The organism is Phenylobacterium sp., assembly GCF_019636135.1.
Lineage (GTDB): Bacteria > Pseudomonadota > Alphaproteobacteria > Caulobacterales > Caulobacteraceae > Phenylobacterium.
In genome coordinates, this window is record NZ_JAHBYD010000002.1 from 113,104 (window position 1) to 134,295 (window position 21,192).

The following is a 21,192-nucleotide window of genomic DNA, read 5'->3' on the forward strand; positions in this document are numbered from 1 at the left end:
CGCGGCGCCCTTCTAGACCGATCATTCCGGCGTTTCAAACCGCCTTGTGCAGCGCGAAACGCAGGTTTTTTCGACAGTTGCGAACCATTCTCAATTCGCCGCCCAGCCAGGCCACGCCCGCCGTCGCCCGCGCCCCGCCACCTCTCACTCAATAGGATGTCATCCCGGTTTCGCCCCCCTGTCATCCCAGGGCTATCGCATATGGCTTGTGGGCGGCTTGTCCGCTCGATTCATGAACCGCAGAGATCGCGGAGATACGCAGAGAAGCTCGCGGATCCACGGGAATCCTCCGCGTATCTCCGCGATCTCTGCGGTTCGACTGACGGCCTTTCGGCCACCCGCATCCATATGCGATTGCCCTCCCTGTCATCCCGGTTTCGCGAAGCGAAGACCGGGACCCAACCATCGGGCGCGTCGATGTTTGGCGGGTGGCCTTGGCGGTCGGGGCCGGATCACCGCCTCAGGGCACCGGTAGGTTGGGTCCCGATCCCCCGCCTTCGCGAGAGCAGGCTTTGGCCTGCGGCGAAACCGGGATGACACTTTGGGGTAAGCGGCAATGCGCACCGCGCGGTCACGCCCCGCACTCTTCCGTTGACACGATTCCGGCCCGCCCATATGAGAGCCGCCTTCGCACGGCCGGACGGTCTTGCGCGGGTGTAGCTCAGTTGGTTAGAGCGCCGGCCTGTCACGCCGGAGGTCGCGGGTTCGAGTCCCGTCACTCGCGCCATGTCCGGTGGCGAACTCCCCAGATCCGAACAGACTCCTGACGCCAGGCGCTGTCCGCCGCGTTATGGAATCCCCGCCCATGGCCTTCCCCGCCACCCATCCCGCCCTCGCCCGCGCGCTCGACGCGCAAGGCTACGCCGAGCCGACGCCGGTCCAGGCCGCCGTGCTCGCCGCCGAGCCCGACCGCGACCTGCTGGTCTCGGCCCAGACCGGCTCGGGCAAGACCGTCGCCTTCGGCCTGGCCGCCGCGCCGGCCCTGCTGGGCGAGGCCGAGCGGTTCGACCGCGCCCAGGCGCCGCTCGCCCTGGTCATCGCCCCCACCCGCGAGCTGGCCCAGCAGGTCGCCCGCGAGCTCGGCTGGCTCTACGCCCCGGCCGGCGCGCGCCTCGCCACCTGCGTCGGCGGCATGGACGCCCGCGCCGAGCAGCGCGCGCTCGCCGCCGGCGCCCACATCGTCGTCGGCACCCCCGGCCGCCTGCGCGACCACCTGGAACGCGGCAACCTCGACCTCTCGGCCCTCAAGGTGGTCGTCCTCGACGAGGCCGACGAGATGCTGGACATGGGCTTCCGCGAGGACCTCGAGGAGATCCTCGACGCCGCCCCCGCCGAGCGCCGCACCTTCCTCTTTTCCGCCACCATCGCCCGCGAGATCGCCGCGCTGGCCCGGCGCTACCAGCGCGACGCCCACCGCATCGACACCATCCGCCGCGACGAGAGCCACGGCGACATCGCCTACCGCGCCGTCCGCGTCGCCCCGACCGAGATCGAGAACGCGGTCGTCAACGTGCTGCGCTACTTCGAAAGCCCCGGCGCGCTCATCTTCTGCGCCACCCGCGAGCGCGTCCGCTACCTGCATTCCGCCCTGCGCGAGCGCGGCTTCGCGGTCGTGCAACTCTCCGGAGAACTCTCGCAGAAGGAGCGCTCCGACGCGCTCCAGGCGCTCCGCGACGGCCACGCGCGGGCCTGCATCGCCACCGACGTCGCCGCCCGCGGCCTCGACCTGCCCGACCTGGGCCTCGTCATCCACGCCGACCTGCCGGCCGGCCCGCCCGCCCTGCTCCACCGCAGCGGCCGCACGGGCCGTGCGGGCCGGAAGGGCGTCTCGGTGGTCATGGTCCCGCATCCCAAGCGCCGCCAGGCCGAGCGCCTGCTGCAGATCGCCGGCGTCGACGCCGAATGGTCCGGCCCGCCGCTGCCGGAGGAGATCCGCGCGAAGGACCAGGCCCGGATGCTGGAGGACCCGATCCTCGCCGACCCGCCCACGCCCGAGGACCTCGAACTGGCGCAGCGCCTGCTGGCCGACCGCAGCCCGGAGGCCGTCGCCGCCGCCCTGGTGCGCCTCTACCGCTCGCGCCTGCCCGAGCCCGAGGAGATGCTGCCCGACCGCGGCCCGGACCGCGGCGAGCCCCGCCCGCTGCGCCCCGAGCGCCAGGCCCAGATCGAGTCCGCCGACGGGAGCTGGTTCCGCCTGCCCGTCGGCCGCTCGAAGAACGCCGACCCGAAGTGGCTGGTCCCGCTGATCTGCCGCCTCGGCCACGTCACCAAGAAGGACATCGGCCTCATCCGCATCTTCGACCACGAGACGAAGTTCCAGATCGCCGCCGACGCCGAGGGCCGCTTCGGCGAGGCCATCCGCGCCGCCGCCGACGCCGGCGAGATCCGCATCAACCCGTCCAGCGCCCCCGGGCCCCAGGCCCCGCGCGGCCCCCGCCCTCACGGCAAAGGCCCGCCCGGCAAGCACGCGCCGAAGCCCCGCGGCCCCAGGCCGCCGCGCGGACCCCGCCCCTGACCACGGCGTCGATCGCGCCAGCGTCCGCACTCAGGCGCACATCATACGCCGCCGTCATCCCGGCCGCAGCGCAGCGGAGAGCCGAACGGCCCTCCGGCCGGGATGACGGGATATTTTGCGGCGACTCCATTAAGTCCGGACCCCAAGCAATGTTGCGATGCCTGCCCAACAGGCAGCCTCCCTTCCTCCTCGATGGAGGAAGGGCCGGGGATGGTGGTGTGCGCAGGACCTCACCGGCCGGGCGCGGGAGGCGCCGTCTGCCGTAACGCCGTCGCCACACCACCCCTCCTCGATCCAGCAGGGCGATCGCATACGGATTCGAACGGCCGGAAGGCCCTTAATCAAACCGCAGAGATCGCGGAGATACGCAGAGGATTCCAGTGGATCCGCGCCCCTCTCTGCGTATCTCCGCGATCTCTGCGGTTCATGAATCGGGCGGACGAGCCGCCCACGATCCATGCGATCGCCCTGCTCCATCGAGCAGGGCTCTCGATTGTCCGGCCGCCTCGTCACGTCGCACCCCTGACGCGCCCGCGCGAAAAAGGACCCCCGGTCCTGAAGTCGGGACCGGGGGCTCAGAGGGGGCCTACGGGTCTAGGGTCCCGCAAGCTCTCGCCGGGTGTCGAATCGGGACGGCGGCCCCCCAGCCACCTTCCGGACCCCTCGCCGGGCGAGCTGGGCTCGCGCCGGCGAGCCCGGGGAGAGGTCTCGACGCTCGAGGCGTCCCCCCGGACGCAATCCCTCCGCAGCCGCCCGCGGGAGCTGAGGCGGCGGCGTCGGGACCGAGACCAGGGGCCGAGTGTCGGGTCCGCCCAAGGTCTCCGGATGCGGTCGAAACCCACGAGTGAGAACACCAGCAGTAGCGCCGACTCGACATGGCGCGGTTCCGATCTTTCCCCGAGCGATTCCCGATCTTTCCGCCTTGGTTGCGGCGCAACGCGCCACTAGGTTGTGAAACGGCGTCCGAGTCAGGGGGATGCAGGCGAACGGGGAGCACGGTCCCGATCGTCCGGTGGAACGGGACTGGAGTTTCATGCAGCTTGCCCATGAGGATGGGTTCACGATCGGCGCGCTCGAGGTGCGTCCGCCGACCCGCGAAGTCATGGCGCCGCACGGGCGCGAGGTGTTGCAGCCGCGCGTGATGCAGGTCCTGGTGACCCTCGCGCGGGCGAACGGCGCCGTCGTGAGCCGCGACGACCTCATCGCCGAGTGCTGGGACGGCCGCGTCGTCGGCGAGGACTCCATCACCCTGGTGATGAGCAAGCTGCGCAAGCTCGCGGCCAGTTGCGGCGGCGCCTTCGTCGTCGAGACCATCCCGCGGGTCGGCTACCGGCTCATCGCCTCCGACGACCGCGCCGCGCCCGCCTTCGAGCCTTCGACCGGCCCGGCCGGCAAGGCGCGGCCGCGCATCGTCGTGCTCGAATTCACCCACCAGCCGGGCGACGAGGATCAGGCCTGGTTCGCCGAGGCGCTGGCCGACGAACTGACCGCCGGGCTCTCGAAATCCCCCCTCCTCGCGGTCACGCCCCGCCAGTCGCTGCTGGTCTCCGACGTCGTGGGCGCCCCGCCCGGCGCGATCTGCGCGCGCCTCGGCGTCGACTACGTCATCGACGGCAAGGTCCGGGCGCTCGGCGGGACGGTCCGGGTGTCGGTCGACCTGATCCGGGGCACGGACGAGACCAGCGCATGGTCCGCCCGCTACGACCGCCGGATGTCCGATCTCTTCCCGATGCTGGACGAGATCACCGCCTCCATCATCGGCACGGTCGAGCCCGCGGTCCTCGAACAGGAGGAGCTTCGGGCCCTCAAGACCCCCGAGCACAGCCTCCTCTTCTGGCGGCTTTTCGTGCAGGGCCGCCGCCATTTCTGGCGCTCGACCGCAAAGGACGTGCGCGCCGCCGAGCAGTTCCTGGAGCAGGCCCTGGAGATCGAGCCCGACGACGTCTCGGCGCTCTCCATCCTGGCCCACTGCCGCCTGTTCGACGTCTGGAGCGGCGTGTCGCGCAATCCGGCGGCCGCCATCGCCGACGCGCACAGGATCGCGCTGAGGGCCGTCTCCGCCGGCCAGTCCGACGCCTTCGCCCACTTCACGCTGGGCGTGGTGCTCTCGCTCCTCGACCGCCTGCCCGAGGCCAAGGCCGAGCAGCGCCGCGCCCTGGAGCTCAACCCCTACCTCGCCGCCGCCTCGGGCGAGATAGGCCGCCTGATGGCCTTCGAGGGCGAGGCCGCCCAGGCCATCGCCCACAGCGAGCGCGCGATCTCCGCCAGCCCCAACGACCCGCAGGCCTGGCTCTGGTACCGCTCCAAGGCCCTGGCCCGCTTCACGACGGGCGACTATGCCGCCGCGGCCCTCGACGCCGCCGATGCGCGCGCCCGCAAGCCCGAACGCTTCTCGCTCTGCTATCTGGTGGCCGCCTGCTACGCCGCGGACGGCCAGATGGACCCGGCGCGCCGCGCGCTGGACGAAGGCGACCGCCTCGCCCGCGAACAGCTCGGCGGCCAGGGTCCCGGCTACACGCCGGACGCGCTGCGCACCGGCCACCCGTTCGTGCGCCAGGAAGATTCCGAACGGCTCGTCAACGCTCTCCGCGCCGCCGGCTGGGAAGGCGCCTAGGAAAGGGCGCGCAACCTGTCGGCGCGGCATGCGCCGCAGGCGCGCTATTTCAACCACCAAGGCCACCAAGACCACCAAGCGTCCGGGAAACGCGCGGCGCCCACCCCATCCGCGACGCCTTCGTGCTCTTGGTGATCTTGGTGGTTGAATCGAAACGGCGCCGCCGCGCGCTCGAAGCCGACAGATCGAAGGGCGTTCCCCGCCCCTGCTTAACCTAAATAAAACCGCCGATATGCAGGCTTCTCAACCTTGACGTCAGTTGGGGGATGCAGAAGTGACCAAGGCGACCAAGCCGCAGAAGGTGGCGATCCTGGGCGGCGGCATGGGAGGTCTCGCGACCGCCTACAACCTGTCGAACCGCCCCGCCTGGCAGGACGACTACGACATCACGGTCTATCAGCTCGGCTGGCGCCTCGGCGGCAAGTGCGCCTCCTCGCGCGGCGAGAACGCGCGGATCGAAGAGCACGGCATCCACGGCTTCGTGGGCAGCTACTTCAACGCCATCCCGATGATGCACGAGGTCTACGCCGAGCTGAACCGCCCCGCCGGCGCGCCGCTCGCGACCTTCGACGAGGCCTTCATCCCCTCGAACTTCGCCATGATGTGGGAGTACGAGAACGGCGGCCTGAAGCCCTGGCCCACCCGCTTCCCGGAAAACAAGCACTCGGCGATCGACCCGTCCGACTACAAGGGCCTCGAAAGCTCGATCACCTCGATCATCTTCGAGGTCCAGTCGATGCTCGACGCCGCCAAAGGCGTCCCGAAGATCGTCGAACTGGCCATCGGCGCCCTGCTCGGCAAGGCCGCCGACCAGTGCCGCGAGATCCCGCTCTCGGAGGGCCCGAACCACCCGCTGGTGGGCGAGATCAAGGCGGCCCGCAAGCTGATCACCGGCGTCGTCGACACGGTCGACAGGTTCGCGCCCGGCATCCTCGAGCACTGGGACGACCTGCGCCACGCGCTCATGACCCTCGACTTCTACTCGACGATGATCCTGGGCGCGCTCGAGGACAACGTCGTCGTCAACGGCTACGACGGCCTCGACGACGAGAACTGGTCCGACTGGCTGATCCGCCACGGCATCGACGCGGCCACGCTCAAGTCGCCCGTCGTGATGATCACCGTCAACATCTGCTACCAGAGCCCGAACGGCGACACCTCGCGCGCCGCCCGCATGGCCGCCGGCGCCTTCCTCGACTGGACCCTGCGCACCTGCGCCTACCGCGAGGCCTTCCTCTGGAGCTTCGCCGCCGGCTCGGGCGAGACGGTCGTGGCGCCCATGTACGAGGTGCTGAAGCGCCGCGGCGTGAAGTTCGAGTTCTTCCACAAGGTCGATGCGCTGCACATCGACCCGCGCGACCGCCGCTCCATCGAGTCGGTCGAATTCACCCTCCAGGCGACGCTCAAGGACCCGGCCAGGGGCTACGAGCCGCTGATCGAGGTGAAGGGCCTGCCCTCCTGGCCGCACCGCCCGCTCTACGAGCAACTGGTCGAGGGCGAGTACATGCGCGCCCTTTGCCAGGATCTCGAATCCTACTGGTGCCCCTGGCCCACGGCCGAGTTCCCCTACCTGAAGCAGCCCCGGACGCTGAGGCGCGGCAAGGACTTCGACCAGGTGGTGTTCGCCATCTCCCTCGGCGCCGTCCCGTTCCTCTGCAAGGAGCTGATGCAGGAAAGCCCGCGCTGGGCCGACATGGTCGCCAACATCCCCTCGGTGCAGACCCAGGCCATGCAGCTCTGGCTCTCCAAGGACCTCTACGAGCTGGGCTGGCAGGAGAAGCTGGACCCGGCCAAGCACGAGGTCCCGATCACCGGCACCTACTTCTGCCCGCCGAACGGCAACGCCGAGTTCCACGACCTGCTGAAGTGGGAGGACTGGCCGGCCGACAACAGCCCCAAGGCCCTCTGGTACTTCTGCGGCCTGATGCCCGACTACGAGCCGATGCCGCCCTTCTCGGACCACGAGTACCCGGCCCGCCAGGCCGAGCGCGTGAAGGCCCAGTGCATCCAGTACCTCCAGGCCTCCATCGGCACGATGCTGCCCAACGCCACCGTGCGGGCCAACAACCCGATCGGCGACCCGATGGGCCTCGACTTCGACCTCCTGGTCGACACGCGCGATGTGGACGTCCAGGGCGTCCACCGCTTCGACAGCCAGTTCTGGCGCGCCAACATCGACCCCACCGAGCGCTACGTCACCACGCCGCCCGGCAGCGTGAAGCACCGCATGGAGGCCTGGGGCTCCGGCTTCGACAACCTCACGCTGGCCGGCGACTGGATCTACACCGGTCTCAATGTCGGCAGCTTCGAAGGCGCCACCATGAGCGGCAAGCTCGCCAGCCACGCCATCGCCGGCTACCCCGCCCTCGCCACCGTCATCGGCTACCCCACCGTCCCGCGCCCCGACGCGACGGCCGTCCCCCCGCCCGCCTCCGCGCCCACTCCCCACCTCAGGCTCGTCGGCTAGGGAAGGACGGGAGCGGGGTCACGCCAACCTGCCGGCGCGGCATGCGCCGCAGGCGCCCCGATTCCCACCACCAAGACCACCAAGACCACCAAGGGTCCGAGAAGCTCGCCGCGCCCATCTGCGGGATCCGCCGCCTTCCGTGTTTTCCGTGTTTTCCGTGGTTGAATCCAAGCGGCGCTGACGCGAAGTCGACAGCTCCGCGCCCCCTCGTCCGCCCCGATTCATGAACCGCAGAGATCGCGGAGACACGCGGAGAGGTCGCGGGTCCACCGGAATCCTCTGCGTATCTCCGCGATCTCCGCGGTTCGACCAAGGGCCTGTCCTCGTCGCAGGCTGACGGATGGGGTCGCGCCAACCTGTCGGCGCGGCATGCGCCGCAGGCGCCCCGCTTCCCACCACCAAGACCACCAAGACCACCAAGGGTCCGAGAAGCTCGCCGCGCCCAGCCCATCCACGACGCCTTCGTGCCCTTGGTGCTCTTGGTGGTTGAATCGACACGGCGCTGCCGCGCCCAGGCTTCGGCGGGGCCGCTTTGCCGGGTGACATCGGGCGGCCCTGCGCTAGCTTGGCCGCGATGCCGCGCACCCTCCACCCGGCTCCGGACGGCCTCGCGGGCGTGATGTTCGCCCGCCTGTGTCCGCGGCCCGGCCGGATCACCCAGGCCGACGTCTGCTGCGACCTCGTCTGGCGTGGCGAGCGTCTGTATCTCAGCGGCCCGCAGAGCGAGGCGCGCCCCTCGCAGTCGGTGGGCCAGGACATCCAGGTCCTCAACCTCGATCCCGTGGTGGCCCAGGCGTGGCTGGGGATTCCGCTCAGCGAGCTGCGCGACCGGCAGGCCCCGCTCGCCGAGATCGCCCCGCACGCGGCCGGGCCGCTGGAGGAGCTGTTCCATGCCGGCGAGGCCGCAAGCCTGGTGCGGCCGGAGGGCGTCTCGGCCGCGTTCGTGCTGGATCGTCGGGCCTCGGTCGCCGCGCAGGTCCTGCGGCGGTCGGGCTCCGTGCGGCGCGCCGCCGAAAGCGTCGGGCTCTCGGAGCGCCAGCTCGAACGTCTCTTCGGCGAACGCTTCGGCCTGCCGCCCAAGCGCTACGCCACGATCCTGCGGATGCGCCGGGCCGTGGCGCTCGCCAAGGACGGCGCGAGCCTCGCCGGCGCCGCCGTCGAGGCGGGCTATGGCGACCAGGCGCACTTCAACCGCGACGTCCGGATCCTGAGCGGCCGCACCCCGCTCACGCTGCTACCGCATGTCGGAGACTTCCAATACGTCCGGGCGCGGACGCGCGACTACTAGGCCGGCCCCGCGCTGGTGCGGCGCCGTCCATGAGCTGAGCGCATGCCCGTCCTCACCCGATTGTCCCGCCGTCGTCTCCTGGGCGCGGCGGGCGCCCTGTCGCTGCCGCCAGCGTCGTCCCGAGCCGCGAGCCCCACACCGATGCAGACCGCCCCTGTCGAGATCGTCCGCGGCTACTACGACGCATTCAACGCCCACGCGCCGGACAGGGCCGTGCGGCGCCTGGCGCCGTCCATGACCGAATGGGGCAAGCCCTTCGGCCGCGCGCGAACGGCCGAAGCGCTCGCCGACATCTTCACCCTGTTCCCCGACGCCCGGCTCGATGTGCGCGAGGTCGTGCCCCATGGCGACGACGTCGTGGTCATGGCCGCCTGCTCCGGCACGCATCGCGGCGTGGGGCGGCTGCCGCTGTACGGCGGCCGGACGGCGGGCGTCCCGCCGACCGGCCGGCGCTTCTCCGTCCTGCGGATCGACTGGTGGAGCCTGAAGGACGGCCTCGTGGCGGATCGCGTGGGTCTCGGCGACGACGCCAGCCTCCTGATGCAGCTTGGCCTCATTCCGGCGCGGACGCCGTTCGACCTGCCGGTCGGCTTCGACGGCCCGCCGGTCGTCCACCGCGGGATCGCCACCGAACCCCGGCAGGCCCGGAACCTCGCCCTGATGCAGGGCAACCAGGACGCCCAGGCCCGCGGCGACTTCGACGAGGCGGTCAAGGTGTTCGCGCCGGACACCAGCAACCACGGGCGGGCGTCGTCGCTCGACCGCCTGAAGCTGATCTACGGCGCGATCCGGGACAGCTACACCCGCGTGGACGGCGGCACGGGGCTTCTGAAGATGGTGGCGGTCGACGACGGCGTGATCGCCAGCACCGAGCGCCTGGTCCGGCACACCGGGGTCATGCGCTTCCCGATCGATTCCGGATTCCTGTTCGAGCTTCCGCCCACCGGCAGGACCTTCGTCCAGCGCCAGATCCACTGGTGGACCCTGGAGGACGGCCTGGTGGTCTCGCACCGCGCCTGCCGCGACGACGTCGGCATGGCCATCCAGCTCGGCCTGCTTCCGCCGCCGCCCGCCTGACAGGGGCGCGCCTTCAGAACCTGTAGCGCAGCCCCACCCTCACCTGCCGCGGCTCCATCGGGTGGAAGTGATAGTCCTCGACGCCGTCGGCCGCCTCGCCCGGCAACCGTGAGGCGTAGAAGTAGGTGATGTCGTTGTCCCGGCTGTCCAGCAGGTTCAGCACGTCGACGGTCGCCGCCAGCGGCCCGAAGCTGTGGGTGTAGGCCAGGTTCACCACCGTCGCCGCCTTCGAGCGCGCCGAATTGTCCTCGATCAGCGGCGCGGGCCCCAGCCGGCGCAGCGTCACCTGGGCCACGTCGTCGTCGGTGAGGCGCACCGTGGCGCCGGCCGTCACCACGTACTCCAGCGCGTTCGGGATGCGGTCGCCGCCGGGCGGGTCGCCGCGATAGCGCGCCCGGGTCGCCGCGCCCGAGACGTCGAGGTTGATCCCCGGCCGCGGCGACCAGGTCATCAGCACCTCGGCGCCCAGGCGCCGGGTCCCGTCGGTGCTCTCGGTGTCGCCCGCGTCGCCCACGTAGACCAGCTCCGATTCGAGCCGCAGCGCCCACAGCGCCACGCTCGCCGAGAACCCGGGGACCTCGTAGCGCGCGCCGACCTCGGCGCCGTCGGCGGCGGCGAACAGCGGGACCTTGTCGACCGGATCGCCGGTCGTGGGCGAGACGCGCTGCACGGCGCCCCGCGCATCGTTCGAGTGGAAGCCGCGGCCCGCGTCGGCGTACAGCTCCACCTGCGGCGACACCCGCCACGCCAGGGTGAGCTTGGGGCTGACCTGGGCCGCGCTCTCGCGCCCCGAGTTCAGCGGCGTGTCGGAGTCCACGTCCACCGCGATCGCGTCGGCGCGCAGCCCCAGCGTGGCCCGTAGCGGCCCGTCGGCCCAGGTCGCCGCGCCCCAGAGGCCGCCGGACCATTCGCGCAGCCCGTCCTGCCGATCCGTCGAAAGGCGCTGCCTCGCCCGCGTGCGGTAGAGCCCGACGCTGCCGATGTCGTCCAGCCGTGCCTCGCCGCCCACCCGCACCGTCAGCGCCTCGGACGGCCGCCAGGTGCGCAAGCCCGACGCGCCCACGATCCAGCGGCGCTCGGCCTGCTCGAACTGGTCGCCGTTCACCGGGTCGTCCAGGAAGTAGGTGAAGTTCGACCACAGGTTCAGCCTGTAGCGCTGGACGTAGACCACCAGGTCGCTGTCGGCGTCCGGCCGCCGCCGCGCCGAGACGATGAAGCGGCTGGTCCTGCCCCCGTCGGTCCCGTCGATGAAGCCGAAGCGCGACAGCGTCCCGGCGTCCACCGCCCGCTGCGGGATCTGGTCGGTGGAATCCCACCGGGCGCCGTAGGCCAGCGCCGTGACCGACCAGCCGCCGGCCGCGAACCGGCCCAGCGCGCTCGCCTTGCGCAGGTTCTCGTCGCGCTTCCACGGCCCGTCCCCGGTGGTGAGGTCGACGCCGAGCATCCCCGCCTCGCCCAGGTTCGCCCCGACGACCGCGCGGCCGAAGCCGTACGCCCCGCCCTGCGCCTGCGCGAAGCTCGACGGCAGGGTCTCGAAGGTGCGGAACCCCGCCGTCCCCGCCGCCGAGAAGTCGCCGGCCTCGGCGAAGTACGGCCCCTTGCGGTAGTCGATGGCCTGCACGAACTCGGGCGTCACCCCGTTCACGTCCAGGTAGCCCTGGCCGTGCGCGTGCGTGCGCAGGTTCAGCGGCGCCCCGTCCAGCGAGATCGAGAAGTCGGTGCCGTGGTCCAGGTTGAACCCGCGCAGGAAGAACTGGTTGGCCTTGCCCGAGCCCGAGTGCTGGGTCGCCGCCAGCCCCGGGACCACCTCGGCCAGCTCGCCGGGCCGCAGGATCGGCCGGTTGGCGTAGGCCGCATACGAGACCTCGCCCTGGCTGGCGCTGGCGGCGACGCCCACCTGGCCCTCGCGCTTGCCCCAGACGTAGACCTCCTCGACCTCCGGCCCCGCGGTGGCCATGGCCTCGTCGGCGGCCCGGGCGACCGGCGCGGCGGCCGCGACGACGGCCAGGGTCAGCAGCGTGATACGCAAAGGCCCCACTCCCCGTAGGAACTTTCGGATGATAGTTCCTACGCTATCCCGGCGCCACGTCCATACGACAAACGGGACTGAGCCCATGCCCCGTGCCTATGATGCGGGCGCCAGGAGGACCCCGATGCAGCGCGTGACCGTCTCCCTCGAAGAGGACCTCGCCGAAGCGTTCGACGCGCTGGCCGCCGAGCGGGGCTACGGGAGCCGCTCGGAAGCGGTGCGCGACCTCGTGCGCAAGGCCATCGCCGAGCGGCGCGAGGAGGCGGCCGAGGGCGACTGCGTGGCCAACCTGTCCTACGTCTACAACCACCACGTCCGCGCGCTCGCCCAGCGGCTGACCGAGATCAGCCACCAGCACCACGACCGCGTCCTGGCGACGTTCCACATCCACCTCGACCACGACCACTGCCTGGAGAGCGTGATGCTGAAGGGCCGCACGGCCGACGTGCGCGCCCTGGCCGACACGATCCGCGCCGAGCGGGGCGTCCGCTTCGGCCAGCTCAACCTGATCGCGGTCGAGCCCAACGGCGAACACGGCCCCGCCGACCACGGCCACCGCCACGGCGCCCACGAACACCTCCGGCCGGTCGTCGGCTGAGCGCGCAGGACTTCACCGGCCGGGCGCAAGAGGCGTCGACGCCAAAGGCGCCGTCTGCCGCAACGCCGTAGCCACACCACCACCCAACCCTCCTCCATCGAGGCCGCAGGCTGCTGGATGGGCATGCTGCGGAAAGCACCCTGCGCGCCGCAGGCGCCGTCATCCGGAACCACGAACGAACACGAAAGACACGAACGCGTCCTGGACGAGCCCGGCCCTGAGACCGCCCCCGGCCTGTTCGTGTCTTTCGTGTTCGTTCGTGGTTGATTCCTTCCGGCGCCGACGCGCCAACGCAGGCTCGAAAGCTCCCGCGACCCACAGGGCCATCGCATAGGGTTTGCGGGCGGCCTGTCCGCCCGAGTCATGAACCGCAGAGATCGCGGAGATACGCAGAGAGCTCGCGGGTCCACGGGAATCCTCCGCGTGTCTCCGCGATCTCCGCGGTTTGACCGAGGGCCTTTCGGCCACCCGCATCCATATGGGGCAGACCCCGGCGCCGCTTCAGCCCTCCGCCGGCGTCAGCGAGGTGTCGACCATGATCTCGGCCGAGATGTCCTCCAGCGCCGCCTGCACCCGCGCCGCCGTCATCCCCGCCGGCAGCCGCAGCCGGGCGTCCATGTGGAAGAGCGCGGCCCCCGAATGCGGCTCGGGGCCGACGCGGGTCTCGAAGGTCTCGATGTTCACGTCGATGGCGGCCAGCACGGCCGTCACCTGGCGCACGATGCCGGGCCGGTCCTGGCCGACCAGGCTGAACCGCAGCGCCTCGCCGCCGGCGCCCGCGCCGTCCACGGCCGGCGCGATCCGCACCTCCAGGCCCCGGGCGTCCACCGCCCGTACGGCCTCGCGCAGGGCCTCCAGCCTGTCCGGGTCCAGCGCCACCAGCACCGAGCCCACATAGAGCCCGCCCAGTTGCGAGAGGTGGCTCTCCAGCCAGTTGCCGCCGGCCGCCAGCACCGCGCCCGCCAGCGCCTCCGTCAGCCCCGGCCGGTCGCTGCCGCTCACGCTCAGGATCACCGACGCCACGTGCCGCCCTCCAGCTTCCCGCCCTCGCGCGGGAGCCGCCATCAGACCGGCGCGCGGCCGCGGGTCAAGAGGCCGGCGGCTCCGGCGTCGGGTTCCGGAACTTCGGCGCTGAGGGGTCCGTCCCGCGTCGGGCATTGTGCTACGGCTGCGGCGACGAGCGCGCGCAGCGGGACGGAATCCATGTCTTTCATCTATTTCGCCCTGGCGGCAGTGGCCGAGATCGCCGGATGCTTCGCCTTCTGGGCCTGGCTGCGGCTGGACCGTTCGCCGCTGTGGCTCATTCCCGGGATGGGATCGCTGGCCCTGTTCGCGTTCCTGCTGACACGCGTGGACAGCGACGCCGCGGGGCGGGCCTATGCGAGTTACGGCGGCATCTACATCATCGCCTCGATCGCGTGGCTCTGGCTGGTCGAACAGAAGACGCCCGACAGGTGGGACGTGACCGGCGCGCTGCTCTGCCTGGTCGGCGCCGGCGTGATCCTCCTGGGCCCGCGCGCGGCGTAGCCCCCGGAGAGGCGGCGGCGCCCTCACAGGCTCAGGCGTCCCCGAGGTCCAGCGCCCACCGCTTCAGCCCGCGCACGTCCAGCACCTCCCAGACGCCGCCGCGCTTCTCCACGATCCCGGCCGCCTTCAGCGCGGCGATCTCGGGCTGCACGCTCTGCCGCGTGACCCCCAGGAAGTCGGCGATGTCGGTCTGGGTCAGCGGCGCCTCGATCACGCCGCGGTTGGCCGCGGGCTCCGGCGCGCCGTGCAGGAAGGCGTAGAAGCAGCCCGCCACGCGCCGCGCCATCCGCTCGCGCGACTGCGCCGCCTCGCGCCGGATGAGCTGCGACATCGAGCGGCTGAACTTCCGGCACAGCGCCAGGCTCACCGCCTGATGCGCCGCGTAGATGCGCAGGAAGTCCGCGCGCGGGTAGTGGCGCACCCGCACGTCGGTCATCGCGGTCGTCGTGTGGTGATGCGGCCGCTCCGCGATCAGCGGCGACTCGCCCCAGCAGTTGCCCGGCCCGTAGACGACGATGACCGCCGTCTCCCCCGCCCGCGTCAGGCCGGTCACCTTGATATAGCCCTCGACCACCTGGTGGACGCCGCGCGCCGGATCGCCCGCCTCGCAGATCGCCGCGCCGCGGGGGTAGTCGCGCACGACCGCGCACGCCTCCAGCTCGGCCCGGATCCCGGCGGGCAGCGCGGCGATCCAGTTCTCGCGGCGATTGATCATCGGCGGCGACCTTAGCCCGCCTTCTTCGGCCCGATGTAAAAAACCAGGCAAGGGAACCGCGGCCGGCCGCGCTAGTCCGTCGCCATGCCCGCGCTCCTCACCCACCCGGCCGTGCTCGGGGCGGCCATGGTGGCCACGTTCATGACGCTGATCATGACACGGCGGATGTCGGCCGTCGCCGCGCTGCTGGCCGTCCCCATCGCCTTCGGCCTGCTGGCCGGCGAAGGCGCCGGGCTCGGCCGCATGATCCTGGAGGGCGTGGGCCAGGTCGCGCCCACCGCCCTCTTCCTCGGCTTCGCGGTCCTCTACTTCGCGCTCATGATGGACGCCGGCCTCTTCGCGCCCCTCGTCCGCGGCGTCCTGCGCGTGGTCGGCCGCGACCCGCTGCGCATCAGCCTCGGCACGGCCGTGCTGGCGACGCTGGTCTCGCTCAACGGCGACGGGACGAGCACGGCGCTGATCGTCATCACCGCCTTCCTGCCGGTCTACCGCCGGGTCGGCATGAACCCGCTGATCCTCGCGACCCTGCTGGGCCTGTCCAGTTCGCTCGTCAACCTGCTGCCCTGGGGCGGCCCCGCCGCCCGCGCCGCCGCCGCGCTCCACCTGGACCTGGCGGACGTCGTCGGCCCGATCCTGCCCGCCATGCTGGCCGGCCTGGCCGTGGTGTTCCTGCTGGCCTGGCTGTTCGGCCGCGCCGAGCGCCGCCGCCTGGGCTGGGTCCCCGGCGCGCCCGATGCCGTCACGACGCCCCTTCAGCCCGAAGCCGAAGACGACGCGCGGCGGCCGAAGCTCCTCGGGTTCAACCTGGCGCTCACCCTCGCCCTGCTGGCCGGGATGATCTCCGGCCTCGCGCCGCTCCCGGTCCTGATGATGGGCGCCTTCGCCATCGCGCTCACGGTCAACTACCCGCGCCTGGCCGACCAGCGCGCCCGCTTCGCCGCCCACGCCGACAACGTGCTGCAGGTCTTCCTGCTGATCTTCGCCGCCGGCGTCTTCACGGGCATCCTGAACGGCGCCGGCATGGCCGACGCCATGGCCACGGCGGTCCTCTCGGTCGTCCCGCCCGAGGTCGGCCCCTCCATGGCGCCGATCGCGGGCCTCGCCGCCCTGCCGCTCAGCTTCGTGATGTCCAACGACGCCTACTACTTCGGCGTGGTCCCCGTCGTCGCCAAGGCCGCCGCGGCCTTCGGCGTCGAGCCCGTCGCCATCGCCCGCGCCGCGATGGTCGGCCTGCCGGTGCATACGCTGAGCCCCCTGCTCGCGCCCATCTACCTCGCCTGCAGCCTGCTGGAGGTCGACGTGGGCGAGGCCCAGCGCTTCGCGCTCAAGTGGGCCGTGCTGGTCAGCCTCGTGCTGCTGATCGTCATGGGGCTGACCGGCGCCATCCCCTGGCGCGCCTGAAAGAGGACGACCGATGACCGAAGGCCCCATCCGCATCCTCGTCCCGTCCGGCTCGCTGGGCAGCGGCGTGCGCGAGGCCGAGGTCCGCCGCGGCGTCGCGCTCGGCGCCCACGCCATCGCCACCGACGCCGGCTCCACCGACAGCGGCGCGGCCTACCTGGCGCTCGGCGTCTCCAAGAACGACCGCGGCGCGGTGAAGCGCGACCTCGCGATCCTGATGCAGGCCGGCGCCGCGGCGGGCATCCCGGTGATCGTCGGCACGGCCGGCCAGGCCGGCGGCGACCTCAACGTCGACTGGACGCGCGACATCGCCGTCGAGATCGCCCGCGAGCACGGCCTCACCCCCCGCGTCGCGCTCCTCTACTCCGAGCAGGACAAGGCGACGCTCAAGGCCCTCAACGCCGCGGGCCGCATCCGCCCGCTCCCGCCGCTGGGCCCGCTGGACGACGCCACCCTTGACGGCTGCGACCACATCGTGGCCGCCATGGGGCCCGAGCCCTACGTCGCCGCCCTCCAGGCCGGCGCGGACGTCATCATCGGCGGCCGCACCACCGACACGGCCGTCCTCGCCTGCTTCGCCCTCATGCGCGGCATGGACGCCGGCGCCGCCTGGCACGCCGCCAAGATCGCCGAGTGCGGCGCGCAATGCACCGTCCGGCCGGCCGACGGCGCGGGCGTCCTCATCGCCGTCGGGACCGACGGCTTCGAGGTCGAGCCGCTGAACCCCGCCAACCGCTGCGACCCGCACAGCGTCTCGGCCCACATGCTCTACGAGAACGCCAACCCGTTCCGCCTCACCGAGCCCGGCGGCGTGCTCGACGTGACCCGCGCCCGCTACGTCGCGCTGGACGACCGCCGCGTCCGCGTCACCGGCTCCGTCTGGGAGCCGCAGCCCTACACGATGAAGCTCGAGGGCGCCGCGCGGGGCCGCTACCAGACGGTCATGCTGATCGGGATCCAGGACCCCGACGTGCTCTGCCGCCTCGACGAGTTCCACGACCGCATGCTGGCCGCCCTCTACGAGCGCGCGCGCCGCAGCCTCGGCCCCGAGGCCGGCGACTTCCACATCTCGCTCAGGCTCTACGGCTGGAACGCCGTCTCCGGCGACCGGCCGCCGCCGGGCGCGCCGCCGCCGCGCGAGGTCGGCGTCCTCTTCGTCGCCACCGCCGAGACCCAGGCGCTGGCCACCCGCATCGCCAAGGCCTGCAACGCCTGGTTCTTCCACTTCCCGATCGTCCCCGACCAGGAGCTGCCCAGCTACGGCTTCGCCTTCACCCCGGCCGACATCGAGCGCGGCCCGGTCTTCGAGTTCCGGCTGAACCACGTGGTGGCGGTGGACGATCCCCTGCAGCTCGTCCGCACCGCCTGGATCGACGTGCGCGAAGGAGCCGACGCATGACCACCGTCAGGGACGCCTGCCGCCACGTGCGCTCCAAGAACGCCGGGCCCTACTGGGTCACCGTCGACCTCTTCTTCCGCGACGCCGAGCGCTTCGCCCGCTACGCCGGGAGCCCCGCCCTCGGCCCGGCCCTGTTCGAACGCCTCTTCGGCGCCGACCCGGCCCTCGTCCAGCACCACCGCATCGCCGACCTCGGCATCCTCAAGGTCTCCTACCCCCGCACCAGCCCCCAGGGCGGCGAGGTCGAGCGCGACATGCACTGCGGCCAGCAGTTCGTCCGCCTGCTCGACGTGCGGCTCGAATGACGCAGAGGGCCCGACCTAGGGTCTCCACTCAATTGCAGATGCGCGAAAGAAACATAGATTCAATAGCATAGATCGTCATCCCGGCCGCAGCGCAGCGGAGAGCCGGGACCCAGGAGGACCGGGCGCCGAGCTTGAACCCCCTGGGTCCCGGCTCTACGGGCCGAATACGGCCCTCCGGCCGGGATGACGGGTGGTTTGGGGCAAAACTCTATCGAGCCCAGCCTCTAGGCCGTCGCCACCCGGCGCCGGCGCATCATCGCGCCCACGCCGCCGAAGCCCAGGATCATCAGCGCCCAGCTCGCCGGCTCGGGCACGCCGGGCGCCCCGTCGGGTCCGGTCACGCTCAGCGCGAAGCCGGTCGAGTCGAAGCTGTAGTCCCCGGCCGAACCGAGCGCGAAGCTCACCTTCTGGCCCGCGGTCAGGTCGGCGTCGAAGCTGAACGCGCCCCGGCTGTTGGCGATCTGGCTCACGCCCGACACATACGCCGCCACGTCGACGCTGTTCGGCGAGCTGTCGTTGGCGGTGAACGCGCCCGAGAAGCTGTAGAGGCCCGAGATCGGCACGATGAACTGCACGACCGTCGTCTGGTTGCCCGCGCCCGGGTGCAGGTTGAGTTCGCCGGCGTCGAAGAACGGCGTGCCCGGCTGATCATAGGCGCCCGCCGCCTTCACCACGCTGGCGCCGTTCGCCGCGCGCGCGCACTGGAGGTTGGCGTCGCCGGCGCAGGCCGTCTCGAAGATGTCGAAGGCCGTGATCGCATCGGCCCCGGCGTAACCGCTCGTCGCGTAGCCGAACGCGAAGTTGGCGGCCGTGATCACGCCGCCCGCAACCGCGAACTGGTCATAGGCCGAATAGGTCGCCGACGCGGCCGGACCGGCCACGAGCATCGCCGCCGCGACGCCCGAAACGATGATTGTCTTCATGATGCTACACCCCCACTTTCCCCACCATGACGCCCCCAGGGACCCCATGGCTGCGCAAGACGTAACCCGGCGCCCGGAAACTGGATTGTAAGGAATCGCCATCCCGCGAACGCGGTCGGCGCCTCACTCTCCCGGCCGGTAGGTGCGCTCGGTGTGCCCCGCGAGCTGCTCGGGATGGAAGTAGACCTCGCGCAGGTTCCCGCTCGCGTAGCGCCCGGCCTGGTCGTTGAAGTGCGGGCTCGCGGGGTCGCCGCTCTCGCCGCCCGCCGTCACCGCCAGGGCGCGGACCCTCGGCCCGAACTCCACCACGGCGACGAAGCTGTTGCCGCTGGTCCCGTAGTACCGCTTCGTCCCCAGGTAGCGCCTGGCCCCGAACGAGGCCAGCGAGCCCCAGGCGGCCGAGGTGAACGGCACGGCGATCGACGGCCCGTCGTCGCGGAACGCCTGCACGATGTCGCCCGTCAGCCGCTGGAACCGGTTGATCTCGCCCCAGGGCGTCTTCCAGCTCCCGAAATCCGCCGTCAGCCGGTCCGAGGCCTCGGCGAGCGCCGCCAGCCGCTCGGCCGGCGTGCGCTCGGCCATCGCCTGGATCAGGCCCCAGTTCCCCGCCCGCCCCGGCGGCGTCTTGGCCAGCAGCGCCTCGGCCCAGAACACCGCCAGCGACGTCTCCGTCGACGCCGCCGACCAGCGCCGGTCCCACGCCTTCAGCGCCGCCACCTGCCCGGCCAGCCGCGCCTTCATCGGATCGTCCGCCGGGCGCTCGTCCCACGCCGCGGCCAGCGCCGGGATCAGCACGTCGAACGCCGGCAGGTCCGGGTCGAACGCCGCCTTCAGCAGCCCCTCGCGCGTGAACCCGCTCTGGCCGTCCAGCACCCGGATCGCGTGGAACGTCCGTGCGTTCCGCCCCGCCGTGTCCATGTACTTCGGGAACGCCGCCGCCTTCGGGCTCTCCGGCCCCGCGCCGTCGTACGGCCCGTCGTTGACGTTGAAGACCCAGCCGCCCTTCGGCCGCACCACGTTCGGCCGCTCGGCGAACGCGTGCAGCGGCCCCCAGTCCGTCGCCGGGTCCGCCCCGTCCACCGGCCGGGTGAAGTCGAACCGGTCGTCCCGCCGCGGGATGAACTGCGGGTGCAGGTAGGCCACCGCCCCCTTGTCGTCGGCGAACAGAGTGTTGTTCGACGAGTTCGCCTTCTCCGCCTCCGCCACCTCCAGGAACCCGTCCAGGTCGGTCGCCTTGGTCCGCAGGTACGACTGCGTCAGCGCCTCCACCGGCCTGTACATCATCGCGAACGCGATCCAGCGGTCGCCCTCGGTGCGCACGATCGGGCCGTGGTGCGTGCGGTAGGTGGTGAAGTCCCGGCTCCCCATCGCCCCGTCCGGCAGCCGGTAGCGGATCGTCACCTTCGCCGTCTGCACCGGCCGCGCGTCCCTGCCATAGCGGTACATCAGCGCGCCCGGCGTGCGCACGATGGTCTCGGCGAACTCGTCCACCACGTCGACGCCGCTGGACGTGTGCATCCACCCGGCGTGGGCGTTGAAGCCCTGGTAGATGAAGAACTGCCCCCAGGTGACCGCCCCGTAGGCGTTCAGCCCCTCCTCGCTCGTCATCTGCAGCTCCGAGCGGAAGAAGAAGCTGGTGTGCGGGTTGATCAGCAGCAGCGCATGCCCGTCCTGCGTGATGGACGGCCCGATCGCGATCCCGTTCGACCCCGACGGCTCCCTCACCTCCCCCGTCGCGGCAGCGACGGCGGGAGGGGGACCGCCCGCCGAAGCCGGCGTCCCGCCGTAGAAGGCCTCCAGGTCGCGCAGCGGGATCCGCTCGATGTCGCCGCCGATGCTGCCCTCGGTGAAGCTGAGCGCCATCCACGGTTCGAACCGCGTGATCACCCGCGGCCTCGTCTGCGGATGCGTCGCCAGGTAGTGGTTCAGCCCCGCCGCCCAGCCGTCCATCAGCGCCCTCAGCCACGCCGGCGCCGCGGCGTACCGCGCCTGCAGGTCGGCCGGGTCGACGAAGAGCCGCTGGCGCAGGTCCTGCCAGATCGCCCCCGGCCCCTCCGCCTCGGCCAGCCGGCCCAGGCTCACCAGATAGTTGGTCTCCACCCGGTTGAAGTCGTCCTCGGCCTGCGCATAGGCCATGCCGAACACCGCGTCGGCGTCGGTCTTCCCGCGCACGTGGGCGATCCCCCAGTCGTCGCGCACGATGGTCACCCGCGCCGCCTGCGCGCCCGTATCCGCCAGCCCGCCCGCCGACCCATCCGCCGCCGCCGGCGCCGCCAGCAGCGCCAGAACCAGGACCACACCCGCCACCCGCACGCCCGCACCTCCACCGCCCGA

General features: G+C 71.8%; 14 protein-coding genes, 1 tRNA gene and 1 pseudogene. 11 read left to right on the plus strand and 5 right to left on the minus strand.

The genetic code is table 11. The features are described 5' to 3' along the window. Nucleotides 1-650: 650 nt before the first annotated feature. The 6 genes and pseudogenes from KF737_RS01835 to KF737_RS01860 all read left to right on the plus strand — a co-directional run bounded on the left by KF737_RS01835 (nt 651) and on the right by KF737_RS01860 (nt 9,961). Nucleotides 651-727: transfer RNA gene (locus KF737_RS01835), tRNA-Asp, on the plus strand. A 78-nt stretch (nt 728-805) separates the two neighbouring features. Continuing rightward, a pseudogene (locus tag KF737_RS01840) lies at nt 806-2,410 on the plus strand (DEAD/DEAH box helicase); the annotation flags it as partial. A gap of 1,138 nt (nt 2,411-3,548) precedes the next feature. Then, nucleotides 3,549-5,129 carry a winged helix-turn-helix domain-containing protein gene (locus KF737_RS01845; protein ID WP_296449769.1) on the plus strand — a complete coding sequence of 527 codons (1,581 nt, stop codon included), beginning with the start codon at nt 3,549-3,551 and terminating at the stop codon, nt 5,127-5,129. A 274-nt stretch (nt 5,130-5,403) separates the two neighbouring features. After that, nucleotides 5,404-7,596, plus strand: a complete 2,193-nt coding sequence (locus tag KF737_RS01850; protein ID WP_296449771.1) for an NAD(P)-binding protein — start codon at nt 5,404-5,406, stop codon at nt 7,594-7,596. Nucleotides 7,597-8,170: 574 nt separating this feature from the next. Next, nucleotides 8,171-8,884, plus strand: a complete 714-nt coding sequence (locus KF737_RS01855; RefSeq protein ID WP_296449774.1) for a helix-turn-helix domain-containing protein — start codon at nt 8,171-8,173, stop codon at nt 8,882-8,884. Between the two features lie 141 nt (nt 8,885-9,025). Beyond that, a complete protein-coding gene (locus tag KF737_RS01860) occupies nt 9,026-9,961 on the plus strand; it encodes an ester cyclase (RefSeq protein ID WP_296449776.1) in 936 nt (311 codons plus the stop codon). Between the two features lie 13 nt (nt 9,962-9,974). Here KF737_RS01860 and KF737_RS01865 read toward each other — a convergent pair whose 3' ends face one another. Next, nucleotides 9,975-11,990 (minus strand): TonB-dependent receptor, encoded by a 2,016-nt coding sequence (locus KF737_RS01865; protein ID WP_296449779.1) that lies wholly within the window; start codon nt 11,988-11,990, stop codon nt 9,975-9,977. 124 nt (nt 11,991-12,114) lie between these two features. Here KF737_RS01865 and nikR point away from each other — a divergent pair, with 124 nt between their 5' ends. Beyond that, complete coding sequence (gene nikR / locus KF737_RS01870) at nt 12,115-12,588, plus strand: nickel-responsive transcriptional regulator NikR (protein ID WP_296449781.1); 474 nt, start codon at nt 12,115-12,117, stop codon at nt 12,586-12,588. 501 nt (nt 12,589-13,089) lie between these two features. On the opposite strand, the gene KF737_RS01875 is transcribed toward nikR, so the two are convergent. Then, nucleotides 13,090-13,611 carry an ACT domain-containing protein gene (locus tag KF737_RS01875; RefSeq protein WP_296449783.1) on the minus strand — a complete coding sequence of 174 codons (522 nt, stop codon included), beginning with the start codon at nt 13,609-13,611 and terminating at the stop codon, nt 13,090-13,092. A gap of 180 nt (nt 13,612-13,791) precedes the next feature. On the opposite strand from KF737_RS01875, the gene KF737_RS01880 reads away from it, so the two are divergent. Next, on the plus strand, nt 13,792-14,115 hold the full coding sequence (locus tag KF737_RS01880) for a YnfA family protein (RefSeq protein ID WP_296449785.1): 324 nt from the start codon (nt 13,792-13,794) through the stop codon (nt 14,113-14,115). A 31-nt stretch (nt 14,116-14,146) separates the two neighbouring features. Here KF737_RS01880 and KF737_RS01885 read toward each other — a convergent pair whose 3' ends face one another. Then, nucleotides 14,147-14,830, minus strand: coding sequence for a Crp/Fnr family transcriptional regulator (locus tag KF737_RS01885; RefSeq protein ID WP_296449787.1), 684 nt, complete (start codon nt 14,828-14,830; stop codon nt 14,147-14,149). Between the two features lie 84 nt (nt 14,831-14,914). Between KF737_RS01885 and KF737_RS01890 the strand changes: the two genes are divergently transcribed. The 3 genes from KF737_RS01890 to KF737_RS01900 are packed head-to-tail and all read left to right on the plus strand — an operon-like array spanning nt 14,915 to nt 17,935. Then, complete coding sequence (locus tag KF737_RS01890; RefSeq protein ID WP_296449789.1) at nt 14,915-16,231, plus strand: CitMHS family transporter; 1,317 nt, start codon at nt 14,915-14,917, stop codon at nt 16,229-16,231. A 13-nt stretch (nt 16,232-16,244) separates the two neighbouring features. Continuing rightward, nucleotides 16,245-17,630, plus strand: coding sequence for an acyclic terpene utilization AtuA family protein (locus KF737_RS01895; RefSeq protein WP_296449791.1), 1,386 nt, complete (start codon nt 16,245-16,247; stop codon nt 17,628-17,630). After that, complete coding sequence (locus KF737_RS01900; RefSeq protein ID WP_296449794.1) at nt 17,627-17,935, plus strand: DUF4387 domain-containing protein; 309 nt, start codon at nt 17,627-17,629, stop codon at nt 17,933-17,935. Before KF737_RS01895 ends, KF737_RS01900 begins: the two co-directional genes overlap by 4 nt. A gap of 224 nt (nt 17,936-18,159) precedes the next feature. Here KF737_RS01900 and KF737_RS01905 read toward each other — a convergent pair whose 3' ends face one another. Together KF737_RS01905 and KF737_RS01910 are read right to left on the minus strand one after the other, a co-directional pair. Further along, nucleotides 18,160-18,858 carry a PEPxxWA-CTERM sorting domain-containing protein gene (locus KF737_RS01905; protein ID WP_296449796.1) on the minus strand — a complete coding sequence of 233 codons (699 nt, stop codon included), beginning with the start codon at nt 18,856-18,858 and terminating at the stop codon, nt 18,160-18,162. A gap of 123 nt (nt 18,859-18,981) precedes the next feature. Then, nucleotides 18,982-21,171, minus strand: coding sequence for a penicillin acylase family protein (locus KF737_RS01910; RefSeq protein ID WP_296449798.1), 2,190 nt, complete (start codon nt 21,169-21,171; stop codon nt 18,982-18,984). Between the last annotated feature and the right edge of the window lie 21 nt (nt 21,172-21,192).